Source organism: Thioclava sp. 'Guangxiensis' (assembly GCF_045348365.1).
GTDB lineage: Bacteria > Pseudomonadota > Alphaproteobacteria > Rhodobacterales > Rhodobacteraceae > Thioclava > Thioclava kandeliae.
On the sequence record NZ_CP155822.1, the window covers coordinates 315,414 to 331,167 of the forward strand.

The 15,754-nt window shown below is 61.2% G+C and carries 14 protein-coding genes; 6 read left to right on the forward strand and 8 right to left on the reverse strand.

Features of this window, described 5'->3' with window-relative positions; all coding sequences use genetic code 11:
• The first annotated feature begins 568 nt into the window (after positions 1-568).
• Positions 569-2,053, forward strand: a complete 1,485-nt coding sequence (locus ABEB22_RS01465) for a DegQ family serine endoprotease (protein WP_406870680.1) — start codon at positions 569-571, stop codon at positions 2,051-2,053.
• Between the two features lie 61 nt (positions 2,054-2,114).
• Here ABEB22_RS01465 and ABEB22_RS01470 read toward each other — a convergent pair whose 3' ends face one another.
• Entirely contained in the window at positions 2,115-2,717 is a 603-nt protein-coding gene (locus ABEB22_RS01470; protein ID WP_339112084.1) for a peptidoglycan-binding protein, read from the reverse strand.
• Positions 2,718-2,851: 134 nt separating this feature from the next.
• Here ABEB22_RS01470 and ABEB22_RS01475 point away from each other — a divergent pair, with 134 nt between their 5' ends.
• Positions 2,852-3,175, forward strand: a complete 324-nt coding sequence (locus ABEB22_RS01475) for a 2Fe-2S iron-sulfur cluster-binding protein (protein WP_339112083.1) — start codon at positions 2,852-2,854, stop codon at positions 3,173-3,175.
• Between the two features lie 169 nt (positions 3,176-3,344).
• Entirely contained in the window at positions 3,345-4,265 is a 921-nt protein-coding gene (gene purU / locus ABEB22_RS01480) for a formyltetrahydrofolate deformylase (RefSeq protein ID WP_339112082.1), read from the forward strand.
• Between the two features lie 114 nt (positions 4,266-4,379).
• Here purU and ABEB22_RS01485 read toward each other — a convergent pair whose 3' ends face one another.
• From ABEB22_RS01485 to secG, 3 genes are all read right to left on the reverse strand, one after another.
• Positions 4,380-5,030 (reverse strand): LysE family translocator, encoded by a 651-nt coding sequence (locus ABEB22_RS01485; RefSeq protein WP_406870681.1) that lies wholly within the window; start codon positions 5,028-5,030, stop codon positions 4,380-4,382.
• Between the two features lie 206 nt (positions 5,031-5,236).
• On the reverse strand, positions 5,237-6,880 hold the full coding sequence (locus ABEB22_RS01490) for a CTP synthase (RefSeq protein ID WP_339112080.1): 1,644 nt from the start codon (positions 6,878-6,880) through the stop codon (positions 5,237-5,239).
• 211 nt (positions 6,881-7,091) lie between these two features.
• The gene (gene secG / locus ABEB22_RS01495; protein WP_406870682.1) at positions 7,092-7,481 is read right to left on the reverse strand and encodes a preprotein translocase subunit SecG; all 390 of its coding nucleotides are present in this window, start codon (positions 7,479-7,481) and stop codon (positions 7,092-7,094) included.
• 242 nt (positions 7,482-7,723) lie between these two features.
• On the opposite strand from secG, the gene ABEB22_RS01500 reads away from it, so the two are divergent.
• Both ABEB22_RS01500 and ABEB22_RS01505 read left to right on the forward strand, forming a co-directional pair.
• On the forward strand, positions 7,724-9,016 hold the full coding sequence (locus ABEB22_RS01500) for an adenylosuccinate synthase (RefSeq protein WP_339112078.1): 1,293 nt from the start codon (positions 7,724-7,726) through the stop codon (positions 9,014-9,016).
• 5 nt (positions 9,017-9,021) lie between these two features.
• Positions 9,022-9,264, forward strand: a complete 243-nt coding sequence (locus tag ABEB22_RS01505; protein WP_350934547.1) for a DUF2842 domain-containing protein — start codon at positions 9,022-9,024, stop codon at positions 9,262-9,264.
• 60 nt (positions 9,265-9,324) lie between these two features.
• On the opposite strand, the gene ABEB22_RS01510 is transcribed toward ABEB22_RS01505, so the two are convergent.
• Entirely contained in the window at positions 9,325-11,778 is a 2,454-nt protein-coding gene (locus ABEB22_RS01510; protein WP_406870683.1) for a hypothetical protein, read from the reverse strand.
• Positions 11,779-11,912: 134 nt separating this feature from the next.
• On the opposite strand from ABEB22_RS01510, the gene ABEB22_RS01515 reads away from it, so the two are divergent.
• Positions 11,913-12,575, forward strand: coding sequence for a thiamine diphosphokinase (locus tag ABEB22_RS01515; protein ID WP_406870684.1), 663 nt, complete (start codon positions 11,913-11,915; stop codon positions 12,573-12,575).
• Here the strand turns inward: ABEB22_RS01515 and phaR are convergent, their stop codons facing one another.
• The 3 genes from phaR to phaC all read right to left on the reverse strand — a co-directional run bounded on the left by phaR (position 12,576) and on the right by phaC (position 15,688).
• Complete coding sequence (gene phaR / locus ABEB22_RS01520; RefSeq protein WP_339112074.1) at positions 12,576-13,124, reverse strand: polyhydroxyalkanoate synthesis repressor PhaR; 549 nt, start codon at positions 13,122-13,124, stop codon at positions 12,576-12,578.
• Between the two features lie 142 nt (positions 13,125-13,266).
• Complete coding sequence (locus ABEB22_RS01525) at positions 13,267-13,722, reverse strand: Phasin (RefSeq protein ID WP_339112073.1); 456 nt, start codon at positions 13,720-13,722, stop codon at positions 13,267-13,269.
• Positions 13,723-13,897: 175 nt separating this feature from the next.
• A complete protein-coding gene (gene phaC / locus ABEB22_RS01530; RefSeq protein ID WP_339112072.1) occupies positions 13,898-15,688 on the reverse strand; it encodes a class I poly(R)-hydroxyalkanoic acid synthase in 1,791 nt (596 codons plus the stop codon).
• Positions 15,689-15,754 lie beyond the last annotated feature (66 nt).

Sequence of the window (15,754 nt, forward strand, 5' to 3'; positions counted from 1 at the left end):
CCGAGGTCGCACCGGCCCGAGCGCGGACAGATCTGCCACATGTCGGTGGGCATGTGATGGTAGCCTGCCCCGTTCGCAGACCGATCCGCGCGCCGACGAAACTATCCGCCAGCGGTTTGGTCCTGCGGACGTGATCGGCTCTGGCAAGAAGGACAAGCCTGACCGTCGGCTGATGTTGCCCGCTCCTGACCTGCAAGCGCAACCGGCGTATTATCGACCCGTTGCAGCGCGGCCGTGTCGCGGCAGCCTCTTGGGGTCCCCGTGCCTCCGGGCAATTCGGGGACGCATGAGATATGTCTACCGTTCCTTGACATCTCGCGATATAGACCAATGACCATGAACGGGAGACCACCCGGAATAGGTTAAGCTTGGGTAACAAACGCCTCACGAACCCCCTTGTGCCAAATCACATCTCTGGCAGATTAGTGGTCACCGGCGTTTCACAGCCAATTGTCCCGTCGCGACGGGGCTTTCATTTGTGATTTCCGTTGTGGCGTTCTTAAATCGTGTCACCGAGGTCGGAAGCCGAAAGGTGCCGGCCACCCGCATCTTCGGAGCAAGAGAGAGCATGACAATCCAGACACCCGCCTTCCTGTCCGCCAAACGCAGCAGCCGTAGCCTTCGTGGCGCCGTCGGTGCCGCAGCCATCGCCGCAGCGCTCGCAATGGGCCCGATCCACGCGACCCCCGTCTTTGCGGAAGCCGCCCCCGCAAGCTTTGCCGATCTGGCTCAGAAAGTCTCGCCTTCGGTCGTGATGATCACCACCTCGATGACCGTCTCGACCCCTACCCAGAACAACCCGATGTTCCCCGAAGGCAGCCCCTTCGATGATCTGTTCCGCGATTTCGGCTTCCCCGATCAGGGCCAGCAAAGCCCGTCGAAGCCACATCACTCCAAGGCCCTCGGCTCGGGCTTCGTGATCTCGGAAGACGGCTATATCGTCACCAATAACCACGTCATCGAGAATGCCGACGATATCTCGGTTGCCTTCTTCGATGGCACGACCAAGACCGCCAAACTGGTCGGCACCGACCCGAAGACCGATATTGCACTCCTCAAGGTCGAGACCGACAAGCCCCTGCCCCATGTGCCCTTCGGCGATAGCGACAAGATGCGGGTCGGCGATTGGGTGATGGCGATGGGCAACCCGCTCGGCCAGAACTTCTCGGCCTCGGCAGGGATCGTCTCGGCGCGCAACCGCGAGCTGTCGGGCACCTATGACGATTACATCCAGACCGACGCCGCTATCAACCGCGGCAACTCCGGCGGCCCGCTCTTCGACATGAACGGCGAGGTGATCGGCGTCAATACCGCGATCCTGTCGCCCAATGGCGGCTCGATCGGGATCGGCTTCTCGATGGCCTCGAATGTCGTCCAGAATGTCGTCTCCCAGCTAAAGGAATATGGCGAGACCCGCCGCGGCTGGCTCGGCGTCCAGATCCAGGATGTCTCCTCGGATATGAGCGAGGCGCTCAACCTGTCCTCGACCAAGGGCGCGCTGGTCTCGGATGTGCCAGATGGTCCGGCCAAGGATGCCGGCATGAAATCGGGTGACGTGATCGTCAAATTCGATGGTGGCGAAGTGGCCGATACCCGCGATCTGGTCCGCCGCGTGGCGCGGGCGCCGATCGGCCAGAAGGTGCAGGTTGTCGTGCTGCGCGATGGCAAGGAACAGACCCTGATGGTGACGCTGGGCCGCCGCGAGACGTCAGAGGCGCAGCCGATCCCCGCAGCCGCGCAGGCACCTGACGAAACCTCGGACACCGTGCTCGGGATGACCATCCAGCCGCTCGATGACGATCTGCGCGGCCAGCTGGACCTGTCCTCGGATGCCAAAGGTCTGGTGATCGGCGATATCGATGAGGAATCGGACGCCTTCGACAAGGGGCTGCGTCCGGGCGATGTGATCGCGCAGGCGGGTCAGGAGGATGTGACCACGGTTGCCGAGCTTCAGGACCGTATCAAGAAAGCCACCGACGAGGGGCGCAAGTCGATCCTTCTACTGATCCGTCGTGAGGGGGCGCCGCGCTTCGTGGCTCTTCCGGTGAAGTAACACCGCCTCTGCCAAGAACCGGAGGGCGCCCCACGGGGCGCCCTTTCTCGTTGGGCTCAGGTCAATTCGGTCCCATCTGCCCCGGATAGGGCGATGCCACGCCTGGCGTGGCCGAGGATGTCGGCGCTGTCTGGTCGGACCAGATGGTCAGGCCAAGCTCCTGTGCTGCCCGTGTGGAAAGCGTTGCGCTGTAGAGCCCACGCGCCTTCTGATAGGCATGGATCGCCTGCCCCGTGGGCGTATCGAGCACCCCCGACAACCCGCCATGATAATAGCCCCGCGCCGCCAGCGCGCGCTGCAGCATCACTACGAAATCCTGCGTGAAGACCGGCGGACAGGGCGCGGCAAACCAGCGTGTGCCACGGGCGGTGACGATCTCGTGGCGGGTTTCGGTATGATATGTGGCGGCCTGCGTGATCTGGCCGGTCTTCGGGTCGCGGATCTCGGGGCTCACCAGCCGCTGCTCGGTGACGGTTTCCACCACCGCAGGGCTTGTCTGACGGGCATAGCAGCCCGCAGCCTTCGGGTCGGGCGGCGTCTCGCGCCACTCATTGGCAAGCGTCAGTGGAATCTCTGCATCGTCGCGCGGGGCAATCTGGCGCTCGCCATCCATGCAGCCCCCCAAGAGCGCAAGCGTGCACAGCCCCGCCAGAAATCTTCCCATCAACGCCATCCGGTATCCATCCGATCTTGTGCACCAAAGCGCGCCCGCATGCACTGGTCAAGCCCGCCCTCTTGCCCTACACCAGAAGCACCAGACACACCAAAGCAAACTTCGGGGCGCGCGCGGAAACAGCCATGGCAAAAATTACCTATATCGAACATAACGGCACGAAACACGAAATCGATGTCAAACCCGGCCTGACCGTGATGGAAGGCGCACGCGACAATGGCGTGCCCGGCATCGATGCCGATTGCGGCGGCGCCTGCGCCTGCTCGACCTGCCATGTCTATGTGGCCAAGGAATGGGTCGAGAAGCTGACGCCCAAGGACAGCATGGAAGAGGACATGCTCGATTTCGCTTATCAGCCCGACCCCGAAACCTCGCGCCTGACCTGCCAGATCACGGTCACCGAGGCGCTTGATGGCCTCGTGGTCCAACTGCCGGAAAAGCAGATCTGACCGGAAAACAGACCTGACAGATCCCGCCCGAAGCCCGCGCTTCGGGCGTTTCTTTTGGAGAATGTCTCCAGCCTGCGTCGCCTTTTCCCGTCAGCCTGTCGCAAACCACCGCGAAGGGAATGGCGGTTCGGATGAAGGTCATGGCAACAGCCATGCGAGAGGATCTCCGATGACCGCCCCCGAAAAAACCGCCGAACCGAGCGCCGAACAGACCTATGTGCTGACCGTCCAATGCCCGACAGCCCGCGGCATTGTCGCCGCAGTCACCACCTATCTGGCTGAAAAATCGTGTAATATCATCGACGCTCAGCAATATGACGATGCGCTCACCGGGCAGTTCTTCATGCGCGTAACCTTCCGCAGCGAGGGTGGGATGGCGCTTGAGGATATCTCGGCGAGCTTCGATCCGGTGGCCGCTCCCTTCGCCATGGCCTGGAAATTCCACGACCCCTCCGAGCGTGTGAAGGTGATGCTGATGGTGTCGCGTTTCGGCCATTGCCTCAATGACATCCTCTACCGCTGGCGCATCGGCGCGCTGCCCGTGGATATCGTCGGAGTGGTCTCGAACCATTTCGATTACCAGAAGGTCGTGGTCAATTACGACATCCCCTTCCACCACATCAAGGTCACCAAGGAGAACAAGCCACAAGCCGAGGCCCGCTTGCTGGCGCTGGTCGAGGAGACCGGCACCGACCTCATCGTGCTCGCGCGCTACATGCAGGTCCTCTCGGATGATCTCTGCCAGAAGATGTCAGGCCGGATCATCAATATCCACCACTCCTTCCTGCCGTCGTTCAAGGGCGCGAACCCCTATAAACAGGCCTATGAGCGGGGCGTGAAACTGATCGGGGCAACGGCCCATTATGTGACGGCCGATCTCGATGAAGGCCCGATCATCGAGCAGGATACGGTGCGCATCACCCATGCGCAATCGGCGGCGGATTATGTGTCGCTGGGACGCGATGTCGAAGCGCAGGTGCTCTCGCGCGCGATCCATGCCCATATCCACCACCGCGCCTTCATCAATGGCAATAAAACCGTGGTCTTCCCCGCTTCTCCGGGCTCTTATGCCTCGGAACGGATGGGCTAAGACAAAAGGGGCGCACCGCGCCCCTTTTCGATTTGTGGCGGGGCTCGATGCCCCGATGCAAATCGGCCCCCGCCCTAGCCGCAAACGAGCGCCGCAAACGAGCGCCGCAGCGGCCTAGCGCATTTCCTCGACGATCAGGCGCAGCCCGAGAAGCGCCAGCACGGTTCCCGCCGCCCTGTCGAACCAGCGCTTGCTCCGCAGATAGGTCTGCTGCGGTCCCGGCGCCGAAAAGACAAGCGCGACCAGCCCATACCATCCCGCCTCAACAAAAAACACCGCGACCGGAAGCGCGAAAATGAGCATCCGTTCAGGGTTCTCCGGCAACATCGCCGCAAAGATACTGGCATAGACGATAGCAGTCTTGGGATTGGCCATTTGCGTCACAAAGCCCAGACCGAAACTCCCAAAATCCTGTCTGTTTGCCTTAGCGGCTCCCGGCATCTGCAAGCTATCCGTTCCCGCCATATCCATAACGCCTCGCGAATGCCTCCAGATTTTCAGGCCAAGGAAGACCAGATAGGTTCCGCCACAGACTTTCAGTCCCCAGTAAAGCCATTCAACCTGCTGCAGAAGTGCGATCAACCCGACCAGAGCGAGAACGGAAAACACGGCCCCTCCCGCCCCCATACCGATCGCAGCGGCCATACCGCTTCGTCGGGAATTCGCGAGGGACAGGCGGGAAATCAGGACAAAACTCGGCCCCGGGCTCATTGCGCCCAGAAGGACCGCACCAAGAATAGCCAGAAAAACCGTAATGGTCGTCATGTCAGCCTCCGGTTCGGGTGTCAGATAGCATGCCCGATCACTCATATGCCCGATCCGGGCACCCGACCAGAAATCCGCCCAGAAATCCGTTACGCTAGATCATGGTTTCGCCTGATGCACCCGAAAGACGCGGAAGAAATATGCAAATGGCCGCACAGAAGCGTTTGTAGACCGCCAAATGAAAAGGGGCCCGAGGGCCCCTTTTCTTATACCAACCGGCTTTGCTCTTTCGCGGCTTTCACAAAGCCAGAGAAGAGCGGGTGCGGCGCGAAGGGTTTCGACTTCAGCTCGGGATGGAACTGGACACCGATGAACCACGGGTGGTCCTTATGCTCGACGATCTCGGGCAGGCGGTTGTCGGGCGACATGCCCGAGAACACCAGACCGCATTCCTCAAGCTTCTCGCGGTAGCGGCCATCGACCTCATAGCGGTGACGGTGACGCTCTTCGATTTCGGTGGTGCCATAGACAGCGGCCACATTCGAATCGGCCTTCAGCACAGCGGAATAGGCGCCCAGACGCATGGTGCCGCCCTTGTCATCGCTGACCTTGCGCTCGACGCGGTGGTTGCCCTGGATCCATTCCTTGAGGTGATAGACCACCGGCTCGAACCGGCGCTTGCCCGCCTCGTGATCGAACTCTTCCGAGCCCGCATCCTCGATCCCCGCAAGGTTACGCGCAGCCTCGATCACCGCCATCTGCATACCAAGGCAGATCCCCAGATAGGGGATCTTCTTCTCGCGGGCGAATTGCGCCGCACGGATCTTACCCTCGGTGCCACGCTCGCCAAAGCCACCCGGCACGAGGATCGCGTTATACTCGCCAAGGAAGGTCGCGGGATCTTCCTTCTCGAACTGCTCGGCATCGATCCACTCGGCCTTGACCTTCACGCGATTGGCCATGCCGCCATGGGTCAGCGCCTCGGCGATGGACTTGTAGGCATCTTCCAGCTGGACATATTTACCGACGATGGCCACCTTGACCTCGCCTTCGGCATTATCCATCCGGTCCATCACGTCTTCCCAACGCGACAGATCGGGCTTGGGCGCGGGCGAGATGCCGAACGCGTCCAGAACCGCCTGATCCAGACCCACGCGGTGATAGGCCAGCGGCGCCTCGTAGATCGTCTTCAGGTCATAGGCCGGAATGACCGCATCGGGGCGGACATTACAGAACAGCGCGATCTTCGCGCGCTCTTTCTCGGGGATTGGCTGCTCGGAGCGGCAGACGAGCACATCCGGCTGCAGCCCGATGGAGCGCAGCTCCTTGACCGAGTGCTGGGTAGGCTTGGTTTTCAGCTCGCCCGATGCTGCCAGATAGGGCAGCAGGGTCAGGTGCATGAAGATACACTGCCCGCGCGGACGTTCCTGCGCGAACTGACGGATCGCTTCGAAGAAGGGCAGCCCCTCGATATCGCCGACCGTGCCGCCGATCTCGCAGAGCATGAAATCGACCTCGTCATCGCCGACGGCGAGGAAATCCTTGATACCGTTGGTCACATGCGGGACGACCTGAATGGTCTTGCCCAGATATTCACCACGGCGTTCCTTCTCGAGCACGTCCGAATAGATACGGCCCGAAGAGACCGAATCCGTCTTGCGCGCCGGAACACCGGTGAAACGCTCGTAGTGACCGAGGTCCAGATCGGTTTCCGCACCATCATCGGTGACAAAAACCTCGCCATGTTCGAACGGGCTCATCGTGCCCGGATCGACATTCAGATAGGGGTCGAGTTTGCGCAGTCGCACCGAAAAGCCGCGAGCTTGCAGCAAAGCCCCCAGCGCCGCCGATGCCAGCCCCTTCCCCAGAGAAGACACCACACCGCCGGTGATGAAGACATAACGTGCCATGAAAGCCCCCGTGAGTTTGCTTGGGTCTGCCGGTCCAGCAACGGACCTGACAAAAATTATAAACATTCCCGAGGCCAATGGCTTCGGGATCACGGGATTTGATGCTTACATGATTCGCGGTCAGCCCGCAATCGGACCGCAAGCAGTTGACTAATTTATCCGTAGATACGCAAGAACTAGTGCGCCCGAGGGGGCGCACTGAAGGTCACGTTTACTGGGCCGCAGGCGGCGTTACCGGCGAGTCCGTGGCCGGCGGCGGGGTCAGATCCACATCGGGGATCGCGCTGCCGGTCGTGTTGGTGTCATCCGCGGCCGGTGCGGTCGCATTGCCCACACCGATCCGGTCAAGAACCGAGGATTCGCCCGCCTCGTTTGCGGCCAGAACGGTCAGCGCCACCGAGGTGATGAGGAAGCCCGCTGCCAGAACCCAGGTCGCCTTCGACAGCGCGTTGGCCGCCTGACGACCGGTCATCACACCACCGCCCGCGCCACCACCGGAACTGCCCATGCCCAGACCACCGCCCTCGGAGCGCTGCAACAGAACGACGCCGATCATCAACAGCGCGAGGATCAGGTGAACGGTAAGGATGATGTTCTGCATATGGAGAGGGACCTTCTTGCAAAGCTTGCGCCTACTTATTCATATGCCGCCCTTCGTGCAACCCCTTATCCCGCGCATCTTCACGCCGCGAAACAGGGTGCAGATACCCTATATATAGGGGCCTGTGGGAGCGCGGGTGATTTTTCATCGTATTCCCGCCGGTTTTGCCAAGAAATCGGTTCCCCCCGAGGCATCGCTTCTGTATACCGCCCAAGGTTTTTCGAAGCGCCAAGGAGAGTCTCATGGCCAATGTCGTCGTCGTCGGTGCCCAGTGGGGTGACGAGGGGAAAGGCAAGATTGTAGATTGGCTGTCGGAACGGGCCGACGTCATCGCACGTTTTCAGGGCGGGCATAATGCCGGCCACACGCTTGTCATCGACGGCAAGGTTTACAAGCTGAACGCGCTGCCTTCGGGCGTCGTGCGCGGCGGTAAGCTGTCGATCATCGGCAATGGTGTCGTGCTTGATCCGTGGCATCTTCTGGGCGAGATCGAGAAGATCCGCGAACAGGGTGTGGATATCTCGCCCGAGACCCTGATGATCGCCGAGAACACGCCGCTCATCCTGCCGTTCCATGGCGAGCTGGACCGTGCCCGCGAGGCGCAAACATCGGTTGCCAAGATCGGCACCACCGGTCGCGGCATCGGTCCCGCCTATGAGGACAAGGTTGGCCGTCGCGTGATCCGCGTGGCGGATCTCGCAGATCCCGCAACGCTGGAACTGCGCGTGGACCGTGCCCTCGTGCACCATAACGCGCTGCGCGCCGGTCTGGGCCTCGAGGCCATCGACAAGGATGCGCTGATCGCGAAGCTCAATGAAGTCGCCCCCGAGATCCTGAAATATGCAGCCCCCGTCTGGAAGGTGCTGGCCGAGAAGCGCAAGGCCGGCAAGCGTATCCTCTTCGAGGGCGCGCAGGGTTCACTCTTGGATATCGATTTCGGCACCTATCCCTTCGTCACCTCGTCCAACGTGATCGCAGGTCAGGCGGCAACCGGCGTCGGCATCGGTCCGGGCTCGATCGATTTCGTGCTGGGGATCGTGAAAGCCTATACCACCCGCGTCGGCGAAGGCCCCTTCCCGACCGAGCTGAAAGACGATGATGGCGAGCGTCTCGGGACCCGCGGTCATGAGTTCGGCGTCGTCACCGGCCGCAAGCGCCGCTGTGGCTGGTTCGATGCGACCCTCGTGCGCCAGACCTGCTCGGTCTCTGGCGTGAACGGTATCGCACTGACCAAGCTCGACGTGCTCGACGGGTTCGAGACGATCAAGATCTGCACGGGCTACGAGCTTGATGGCGAGCGTCTGGACTATCTGCCGACCGCCTCCGACAAGCAGGCGCGCTGCACGCCCATCTATGAAGAGATCGAAGGCTGGAGCGAGTCGACCGAAGGTGCGCGTAGCTGGGCCGAACTTCCTGCTGCGGCGATCAAATATGTCCGCCGCATCGAAGAGCTGATCGACTGCCCGGTGGCACTCCTGTCGACTTCGCCCGAGCGCGACGACACGATCCTCGTCACCGACCCCTTCGCGGATTGATGGTAATGGCAGGGCGTGGCCTCAGCTGGAAGACGCGGCGCAGGCTGGCGATTCTGGTGCTGGTTCTCGGCCTGCCGGTCTATATCGTGGTCGCGGTGACCTTGGCCAACTGGCTCGAAGCCCGCGTCGGGCGCCTGCCCCTCTCGGCCGAACTCGCGCTCTATATCGCGCTCGGTGTGGCATGGATCTGGCCTTGCAGGCCGGTCTTCATGGGGGTTGGCCGGAGCGATCCCGACCAAAGCAAGTAAAAACAGCCGCCAGAGATCTGGCGGCTGTTTTCATTTCGGCTAGAGACATTTGCGCTCCGCTCAGGCACTTTTCTCTTCGAAGAAGCGCGATTGCTCGGACACCACATATTGCCCGCGATTGATCTTGTTGATCTTGCCCTGACGCAGCAGCTTGCCAAAGCTGCGCATCCGGTCCTCGCGCGAATAGCCCGCCCCCTCTTCCAGCGCCGTCACCTTGCGCATGATCTGCGGCGCGGTGAAATGCGGCTGCTGTTCGATCTGCGCGGTATAGGCGGCGGCGGCCTCCAGAAGATCGGCCAGCCCACGCGTGCCCGCCTGCTCGGCGAATTCGGCAAAGCTGGTCGCGGCCGCGGTATGCATCTCCTCGATCTCCTCGGCGGCCTCGTCGATCTGCTGCGCAATCTCCGAGGTGGTGACCCTGCGCGGACGCACAGCCTCCTCGATGATCGCCGCCGAAATGTCCTTATCCACCCGTTGCTCGGACACCAGCACCAGCGGCGCGTCGCGGCTTGCATCCTCTTTGGGTTGCGCGGGGCTGGTCAGTTCGGGACGGCTGTCCCGCTCTTCCCCCGCCACCGGACGGCGCGGACGCACGGCACGATCCAGATCCTCGCGATAGGCCTTGGTCTCGTCGGGCTCGGCTTTCTCGCCTTTCAGACGGCGCTCGGCCACGGTCGCGGCAACCGCAGCCTTCAGATGCGCAATAGCCGAGAGCCGGCGGCGATTATCCCGTCCTGCCAGCTGGTTATCCGCCTCTTTCATCAGACGCGAGACATCGGCTTCGCTGGTGGCCTTCTTCGCGGGCTCTGGCGGTGTGACCTCCGCTTGCGCGGGCTCCGCAGCGGACGCGGCGTCTTTTGCAGGTGCATCGGTCCGCACGGGCTCTTCGGTGCGGCGACGGCGCAGGATGTCGGTCAGGCTCGGACCCCGGCGCGGCGCGACCGGCGCGGCGGGGTCCGCCGCAGACGGCTTCATCGTCCCGACTTCGGGTGCCGGCTCCGCCTTGGGCGATTCGACCGCCTCCTCTGCATCGGGTTCCGCCGCCTCACGAGCAGGTTCCTCGGCGATGGGCTCTTGCGTCTCGGGCTCGTCCGCCGCCAGAAGATCGGCGATCGCCGCATCACTCTCATCGGCGTCTCTCTCGGGGGCGATCTCTACTTGCGCCTCCGCTTGCCCAACAGACGCGGGCTCGTCGATATCCAGCTCCGCCAGCGCCTTCAGCAGATCCTCTTCATCCTCGGGCGACAGGTCAGCGCCGGGCAGATCGTTGGTCGGCACAACAGGACGCTCTGCCACCGGAGCCTCAACCGTTGGCTGGACACGCCGGACCTTGATCACACGGGCCCGCAGCGCCGGACGCACCGGACGCGGGACCGCCTCGGACGCTTCCTCGGGGCTCTCGGCTTGCGCGATCTCGGAGGAGTGCTCCGCATCTTCCGCAGTCTCCTCCAGCGCCGCCAGCTCGGCAGAAAGCGCCTCGTTCTCGGCCGCCTGCTCCGCCTCTTGCTTGGCCTTACGCTCAGCCTCTTCCTCGGCGGCACGCTCTGCCTGACGTGCAGCGTCCTCTGCGGCGGCTTTGGCCTCTGCCTCGGCGCGCTCCGCCTCTTGCTTGGCCTTATGCTCGGCCTCTTCCTCGGCGGCACGCTCTGCCTGACGCGCGGCTTCCTCGGCTGCGGCCTTGGCTTCCGCTTGAGCGCGTTCAGCCTCCTTCTTGGCCTTGCGCTCGGCTTCTTCCTTAGCTGCAAGCTCTGCCTGACGCGCAGCGTCCTCTGCGGCGGCTTTGGCCTCTGCCTCGGCGCGCTCCGCCTCTTCCTTGGCCTTACGCTCGGCCTCTTCCTCGGCGGCAAGTTCTGCCTGACGCGCAGCGTCCTCAGCGGCGGCTTTGACTTCTGCCTCGGCCGCGAGCACGTCAGGCGAGACCTCGTCGCTTTCAGCCATAGCCTTCAGCTCGTCATCCGAGACAGGACCGGAAATATCCAGCGCCTCGCCAAACCCGCCATTCCCGCCGAAATTCTGGGCTTCGGGTGCACCGGACAGATCCTCCAGGAATTCCGGCGTCGGCGCGGGCTTGGTCGCTTCGGCTTTGGAACGCGCCACAACCTCGCGGATGCGCGCCAGTTTGGCCGCGACACTGTCATCCGTCGGTGCAGGTGCCGCAGACTGCGGACGCGCATCCTTGGCAGGCTCGGAGACCGGCTCCGCGACAGAAGCCGCGACAGGGGCCGCGATCTTGGAGGTCAGATCGAGCTTGGGCGTCTCATCTGAGGCGCGCAGGATCACGCCGTTTTTCTGGATTTTTGCTTCCACACGGCGTTGGATTTCGCGCTCGGCAATCCGGTGCAGCATCTCCGCATCAGGCTGGGGAGGTTCGGCGCCGAAATAGCGGTCCTCGGCCGCGAGATCGCGGAAATATTCCGCAATCGCCTGCATCGTCTGGAACGGTTCGTCGAAGCCCTCCAGCGTGCAGGAGAACGTTCCGTAAGATACCGTCAGAATCTTATTTGCACCGACCATTATGCTCGCCTCTTTGGACTTCCGTTCGGCTAACCATGTTTCGAAATTGGTGCCATTCAGTGAACGAATAATGGCAATTACAAGGAATTTTACCTATTCAGGGCCCAATCGGGACCATCACACAGGGCTATTTGATGACAGAAACATCGGTATTATCAAGAAAAACCGGTATTACGCTCATGGGTGGCGGCGAAATCGACACTCAAGACGTTTACCAAGCTCTGGAATTTGCGCCACATTTGGTGGCCGCGGATGGTGGCGCAAATAAGGCGATGGCGCTGGATCTGATGCCCGAAGCGGTAATCGGCGATCTCGATAGCCTGTCCGCGCAGGCCCGCAACAGAATCGCTCCCGACAGCATCCACCATGTCGCCGAACAAGATAGCGTCGATTTTGAGAAAGCGCTGCGGTTGACCTGTGCGCCCTTCTATCTGGGGCTTGGCTTCACCGGCCGGCGGGTCGATCACACGCTTGCGGCTCTTTCGGTTCTGGTCCGGTTTCCCGAACGGCCCATCCTGCTGCTCGATGCGAGCGACATCATTTTCAGTGCCCCGCCCGAGATGCGGCTTGATCTGCCCGTTGGTATGCGGCTCTCGCTCTATCCTCTGGGGCCCTGCGACGGCTCTTCGACCGGATTGCAATACCCTCTCGATGGGGTGCGGCTCGATCCAGTGGGGATGATCGGCACTTCGAATAAGGTAACAGGGCCCGTCACCTTAAAGATGACGGGCCCCTGTCTGGTGATCCTGCCCAAGGCCGCGCTGCGCATCGTGCTGCACGGATTGGGGCTGCGATGATCAGAGCTTGGAGAGCTTCGATTGCAGCTCTGCAAGCTGTTTCTTGATCTTCTCCAGCTCCTCGCGATCCTCGGAGGCGGCAGGCGCCTCGCGCTCGGGACCCGATGACGCTTTGGGCCAACCGCCCATCATCGTCTGCAAGAAGGCCTGCTGCTGTTTCTGGAGCGCGTCGAACCCGGGCACGGAGGCAATCGGCATCCGGCCCATATTCTCCATCATCTGGGACTGGCCCTGACGCAGCATATCGAAACTTGCAGCCAGAAACTGTGGCACAACGCTCTGCGCCGAAGTGGCATAGGAGCGCACAAGATCGGTCAGCACATCCACCGGCAGAACATTCTCGCCACGGCTTTCATGCTCGGCGATGATCTGCAGCAGATATTGGCGGGTCAGATCGTCGCCCGATTTCAGATCCACGATCTGCACTTCGCGGCCATCGCGAATGAAGCGGGCGATATCTTCAAGCGTCACATAATCGCTCGTCTCGGTATTGTAGAGACGCCGACTTGCGTAGCGTTTGATTAAAAGAGGCTTTTCCGCATCGGCCATGATGATCCTCCCCAGGATATCGAGTGAGTGGCCATCATGAGGCGCAAATGTCACGAAATCAATAAGAAAGGGGCGAGCCGAAGCCCGCCCCAGATCCGTTCCCTGACTGGGAGGATGCTGTCAGAGATCCGGGAGGAAGAGATTACTTCGTCGCGGCTGCGGTGGTTTTCTTCGCGGCAGCTGCGGTCGAGGAGGTTGCCGACTTCATGGCGGCGGTCGCATCCTCCGAGAAATCCTTGCCTGCGGCCAGCATCAGCTCGACGGTTTCCATCTGAACTTTCTTTGCAACTTCTGCGAAAGCCGAGATATTTTCCGAAGCGATCTCGGCCGAAGCGGAAGCGAAATCGCTCATCGCTTTTGCGTAATCAGCCGGCTCGGATTTGGTGGCCGTCATGTCGCCCATCTTGGCAAGCGTCTCTTTGGTCCATTTGGCAGAGATCTCGGTCGATTTCTCTGCGGCGTCGAGAGCAACTTTGGACATTTTCTCGGAGAAGGCCGCCTGCGCTTTGAAGCCCTCTTGGAACTTCGACATGTCCATCGGCATCGAGGACATCATATCTTGCATGATCTTGGTGAAGTCTTGGGTAGTTGCGGCCATCGTAGATGCTCCATTCTTGATAGAAGGGCCAGTGGTTCGGTCTGCGCGGCCCTATTCGCTATAATCAACGATATATGCTGCACTGCAGCAAATCAAGTGTTTTGTGCCGCGTTGCAGAAAATTTACATTGCGTAAGGCACAAACGGAACCGGCCCCGCATCGGGGGCCGGATCACTCATAGCACGATGGTTTCGCGCACATAGCTGCCGGGCGCCTCGCCCAGAATCTGATGCCCGCCCTCGCCCGGAATGCGTGCGGCAACCTCACGACCCGATTGCGCGGCCAGCCATTCGGCCCATCGCGGCCACCATGTGCCCTCGTGGAACTCTGCCGCCGCCAGCCACTCATCGGCATCCTCGATCGGCGCGGACGAGGTATAATGGCCGTATTTCTGCTTGCTGGGCGGATTCACGATCCCCGCGATATGGCCCGATTGCGCCATGATGAACTCTTTATCCTTCGAGCCCATTTGCGAAATTCCTTTGAAGGACGCCTTCCACGGCGCGATGTGATCGGTCTCGCAGGCAATCGCCATCAGCGGCACCGTCACATCCGACAGTTTCAGCTCCTCGCCCATCAGGGTGAAGCAGTCCTCGGCAAAGAGGTTCTGCTGGCACAGGCCGCGCAGATATTCCATCGCCATCTTGCCCGGAAGATTGGTGGCGTCCCCGTTCCAGTAAAGCAGATCGAAGGCAGGCGGCGCCTCGCCCATCATGTAGCTGCGGATCGCGGGACGCCAGATCAGGTCGTTCGAGCGCAGGAAGGAGAAGGTGCGCGACATGAAGTAGCTCGAAAGCACCCCGTCCACGCGGCATTGCACCTCCAGCCCGTCCACGAAATCATCCTGCAGGAAGGACACGAACTCGCCCTGATCCGAGAAATCGGTGAGCGTGGTGAAGAAGGTCGCACAATTGATGGAATGGTCGCGCCGCTTTTTCATCAGCGCCAGTGTCAGGCTGAGCGTGGTGCCCGCGATGCAATAACCGATGGCATTGATCTTGGCCACGCCGGTCTCGGATTTCACCTGTTCGATGGCATCCAGATAGCTCTCGATATAGGTTTCGAAGCCCACATCGGCATAGCTCGCATCGGGGTTTTTCCAGCTGACCACAAAAACCGTGAAGCCCTGCTCGACTGCAAACCGGATAAAGCTGTTCTGCTCCTTCATATCGAGGATGTAGAACTTGTTGATCCAAGGCGGGAAGATCAGCAGCGGCGTGCGATAGACCTTTTCGGTTTTGGGCGTGTACTGGATCAGCTCGAACATCCGGCAGCGATAGACCACTTTGCCCTCGGTCGTGGCCAGATTGCGCCCGACCTCGAAGGCCGTGCGGTCGGCCAGTGTCACCAGAAGATCGCCCTGATTCTGTTCGACATCGCGCACGAGGTTTTCGAGCCCCTGCACGAGGCTCTCGCCCTCGGTCTCGATCGCGCGTTCGAGCGCATCGGGATTGGTGGCGAAGAAATTCGTGGGCGCCATCATGTCCACCAGTTGCTTGGTGAAATATTTCAGTCGCTTACGGTCCTTTTCGGCCAGTCCGGGGAGCGCATCCGTAGCCTCGTCTATGGCGCGCGAGGCGATCATATATTGCTGTTTGACGAAGTTGAAATAGGGATGGGTGGCCCAGAGCGGGTTGGAGAAACGCTTGTCCTCGGGGCCGGTATCCTCGGGCGGGCGGAACCCCTGAGTCGCCAGCGCATGGGTCGCCTGAATATAGTGGCTCATTGCATCGCCCCAGTATTTCACTTGGGCTTCAAGGATTTGCGCCGGTTTATCGGATAGCTCCTTCATGACGGCGGCAGTGGTCGACATATAAAGATCGACGCCCGGCCCCTCCAAAGAAGGGTTCGGCATACGTCTGCGGCCCAAAGCTTCGACCAGACGTTGCGAAAGCTGTTCTATTCTTGCCAGATTCTCCTGCATTTTCTGCGATGCAGCAGAAACCTGTGTCTCCCCTGTTGTCATGACCTCGCGCTCCTCCTATCTTTTTCTCAACCATAGACTTCTCTTCTCTACGGTAAAGCGGGCATT

Bases quoted from the DNA above. Each gene is read 5' to 3' on its own strand.
- ABEB22_RS01465 (WP_406870680.1), top strand. From the start codon at position 569: ATGACAATCCAGACACCCGCCTTCCTGTCCGCCAAACGCAGCAGCCGT.
- ABEB22_RS01470 (WP_339112084.1), bottom strand. From the start codon at position 2,717: ATGGGAAGATTTCTGGCGGGGCTGTGCACGCTTGCGCTCTTGGGGGGC.
- ABEB22_RS01475 (WP_339112083.1), top strand. From the start codon at position 2,852: ATGGCAAAAATTACCTATATCGAACATAACGGCACGAAACACGAAATC.
- purU (WP_339112082.1), top strand. From the start codon at position 3,345: ATGACCGCCCCCGAAAAAACCGCCGAACCGAGCGCCGAACAGACCTAT.
- ABEB22_RS01485 (WP_406870681.1), bottom strand. From the start codon at position 5,030: ATGACGACCATTACGGTTTTTCTGGCTATTCTTGGTGCGGTCCTTCTG.
- ABEB22_RS01490 (WP_339112080.1), bottom strand. From the start codon at position 6,880: ATGGCACGTTATGTCTTCATCACCGGCGGTGTGGTGTCTTCTCTGGGG.
- secG (WP_406870682.1), bottom strand. From the start codon at position 7,481: ATGCAGAACATCATCCTTACCGTTCACCTGATCCTCGCGCTGTTGATG.
- ABEB22_RS01500 (WP_339112078.1), top strand. From the start codon at position 7,724: ATGGCCAATGTCGTCGTCGTCGGTGCCCAGTGGGGTGACGAGGGGAAA.
- ABEB22_RS01505 (WP_350934547.1), top strand. From the start codon at position 9,022: ATGGCAGGGCGTGGCCTCAGCTGGAAGACGCGGCGCAGGCTGGCGATT.
- ABEB22_RS01510 (WP_406870683.1), bottom strand. From the start codon at position 11,778: ATGGTCGGTGCAAATAAGATTCTGACGGTATCTTACGGAACGTTCTCC.
- ABEB22_RS01515 (WP_406870684.1), top strand. From the start codon at position 11,913: ATGACAGAAACATCGGTATTATCAAGAAAAACCGGTATTACGCTCATG.
- phaR (WP_339112074.1), bottom strand. From the start codon at position 13,124: ATGGCCGATGCGGAAAAGCCTCTTTTAATCAAACGCTACGCAAGTCGG.
- ABEB22_RS01525 (WP_339112073.1), bottom strand. From the start codon at position 13,722: ATGGCCGCAACTACCCAAGACTTCACCAAGATCATGCAAGATATGATG.
- phaC (WP_339112072.1), bottom strand. From the start codon at position 15,688: ATGACAACAGGGGAGACACAGGTTTCTGCTGCATCGCAGAAAATGCAG.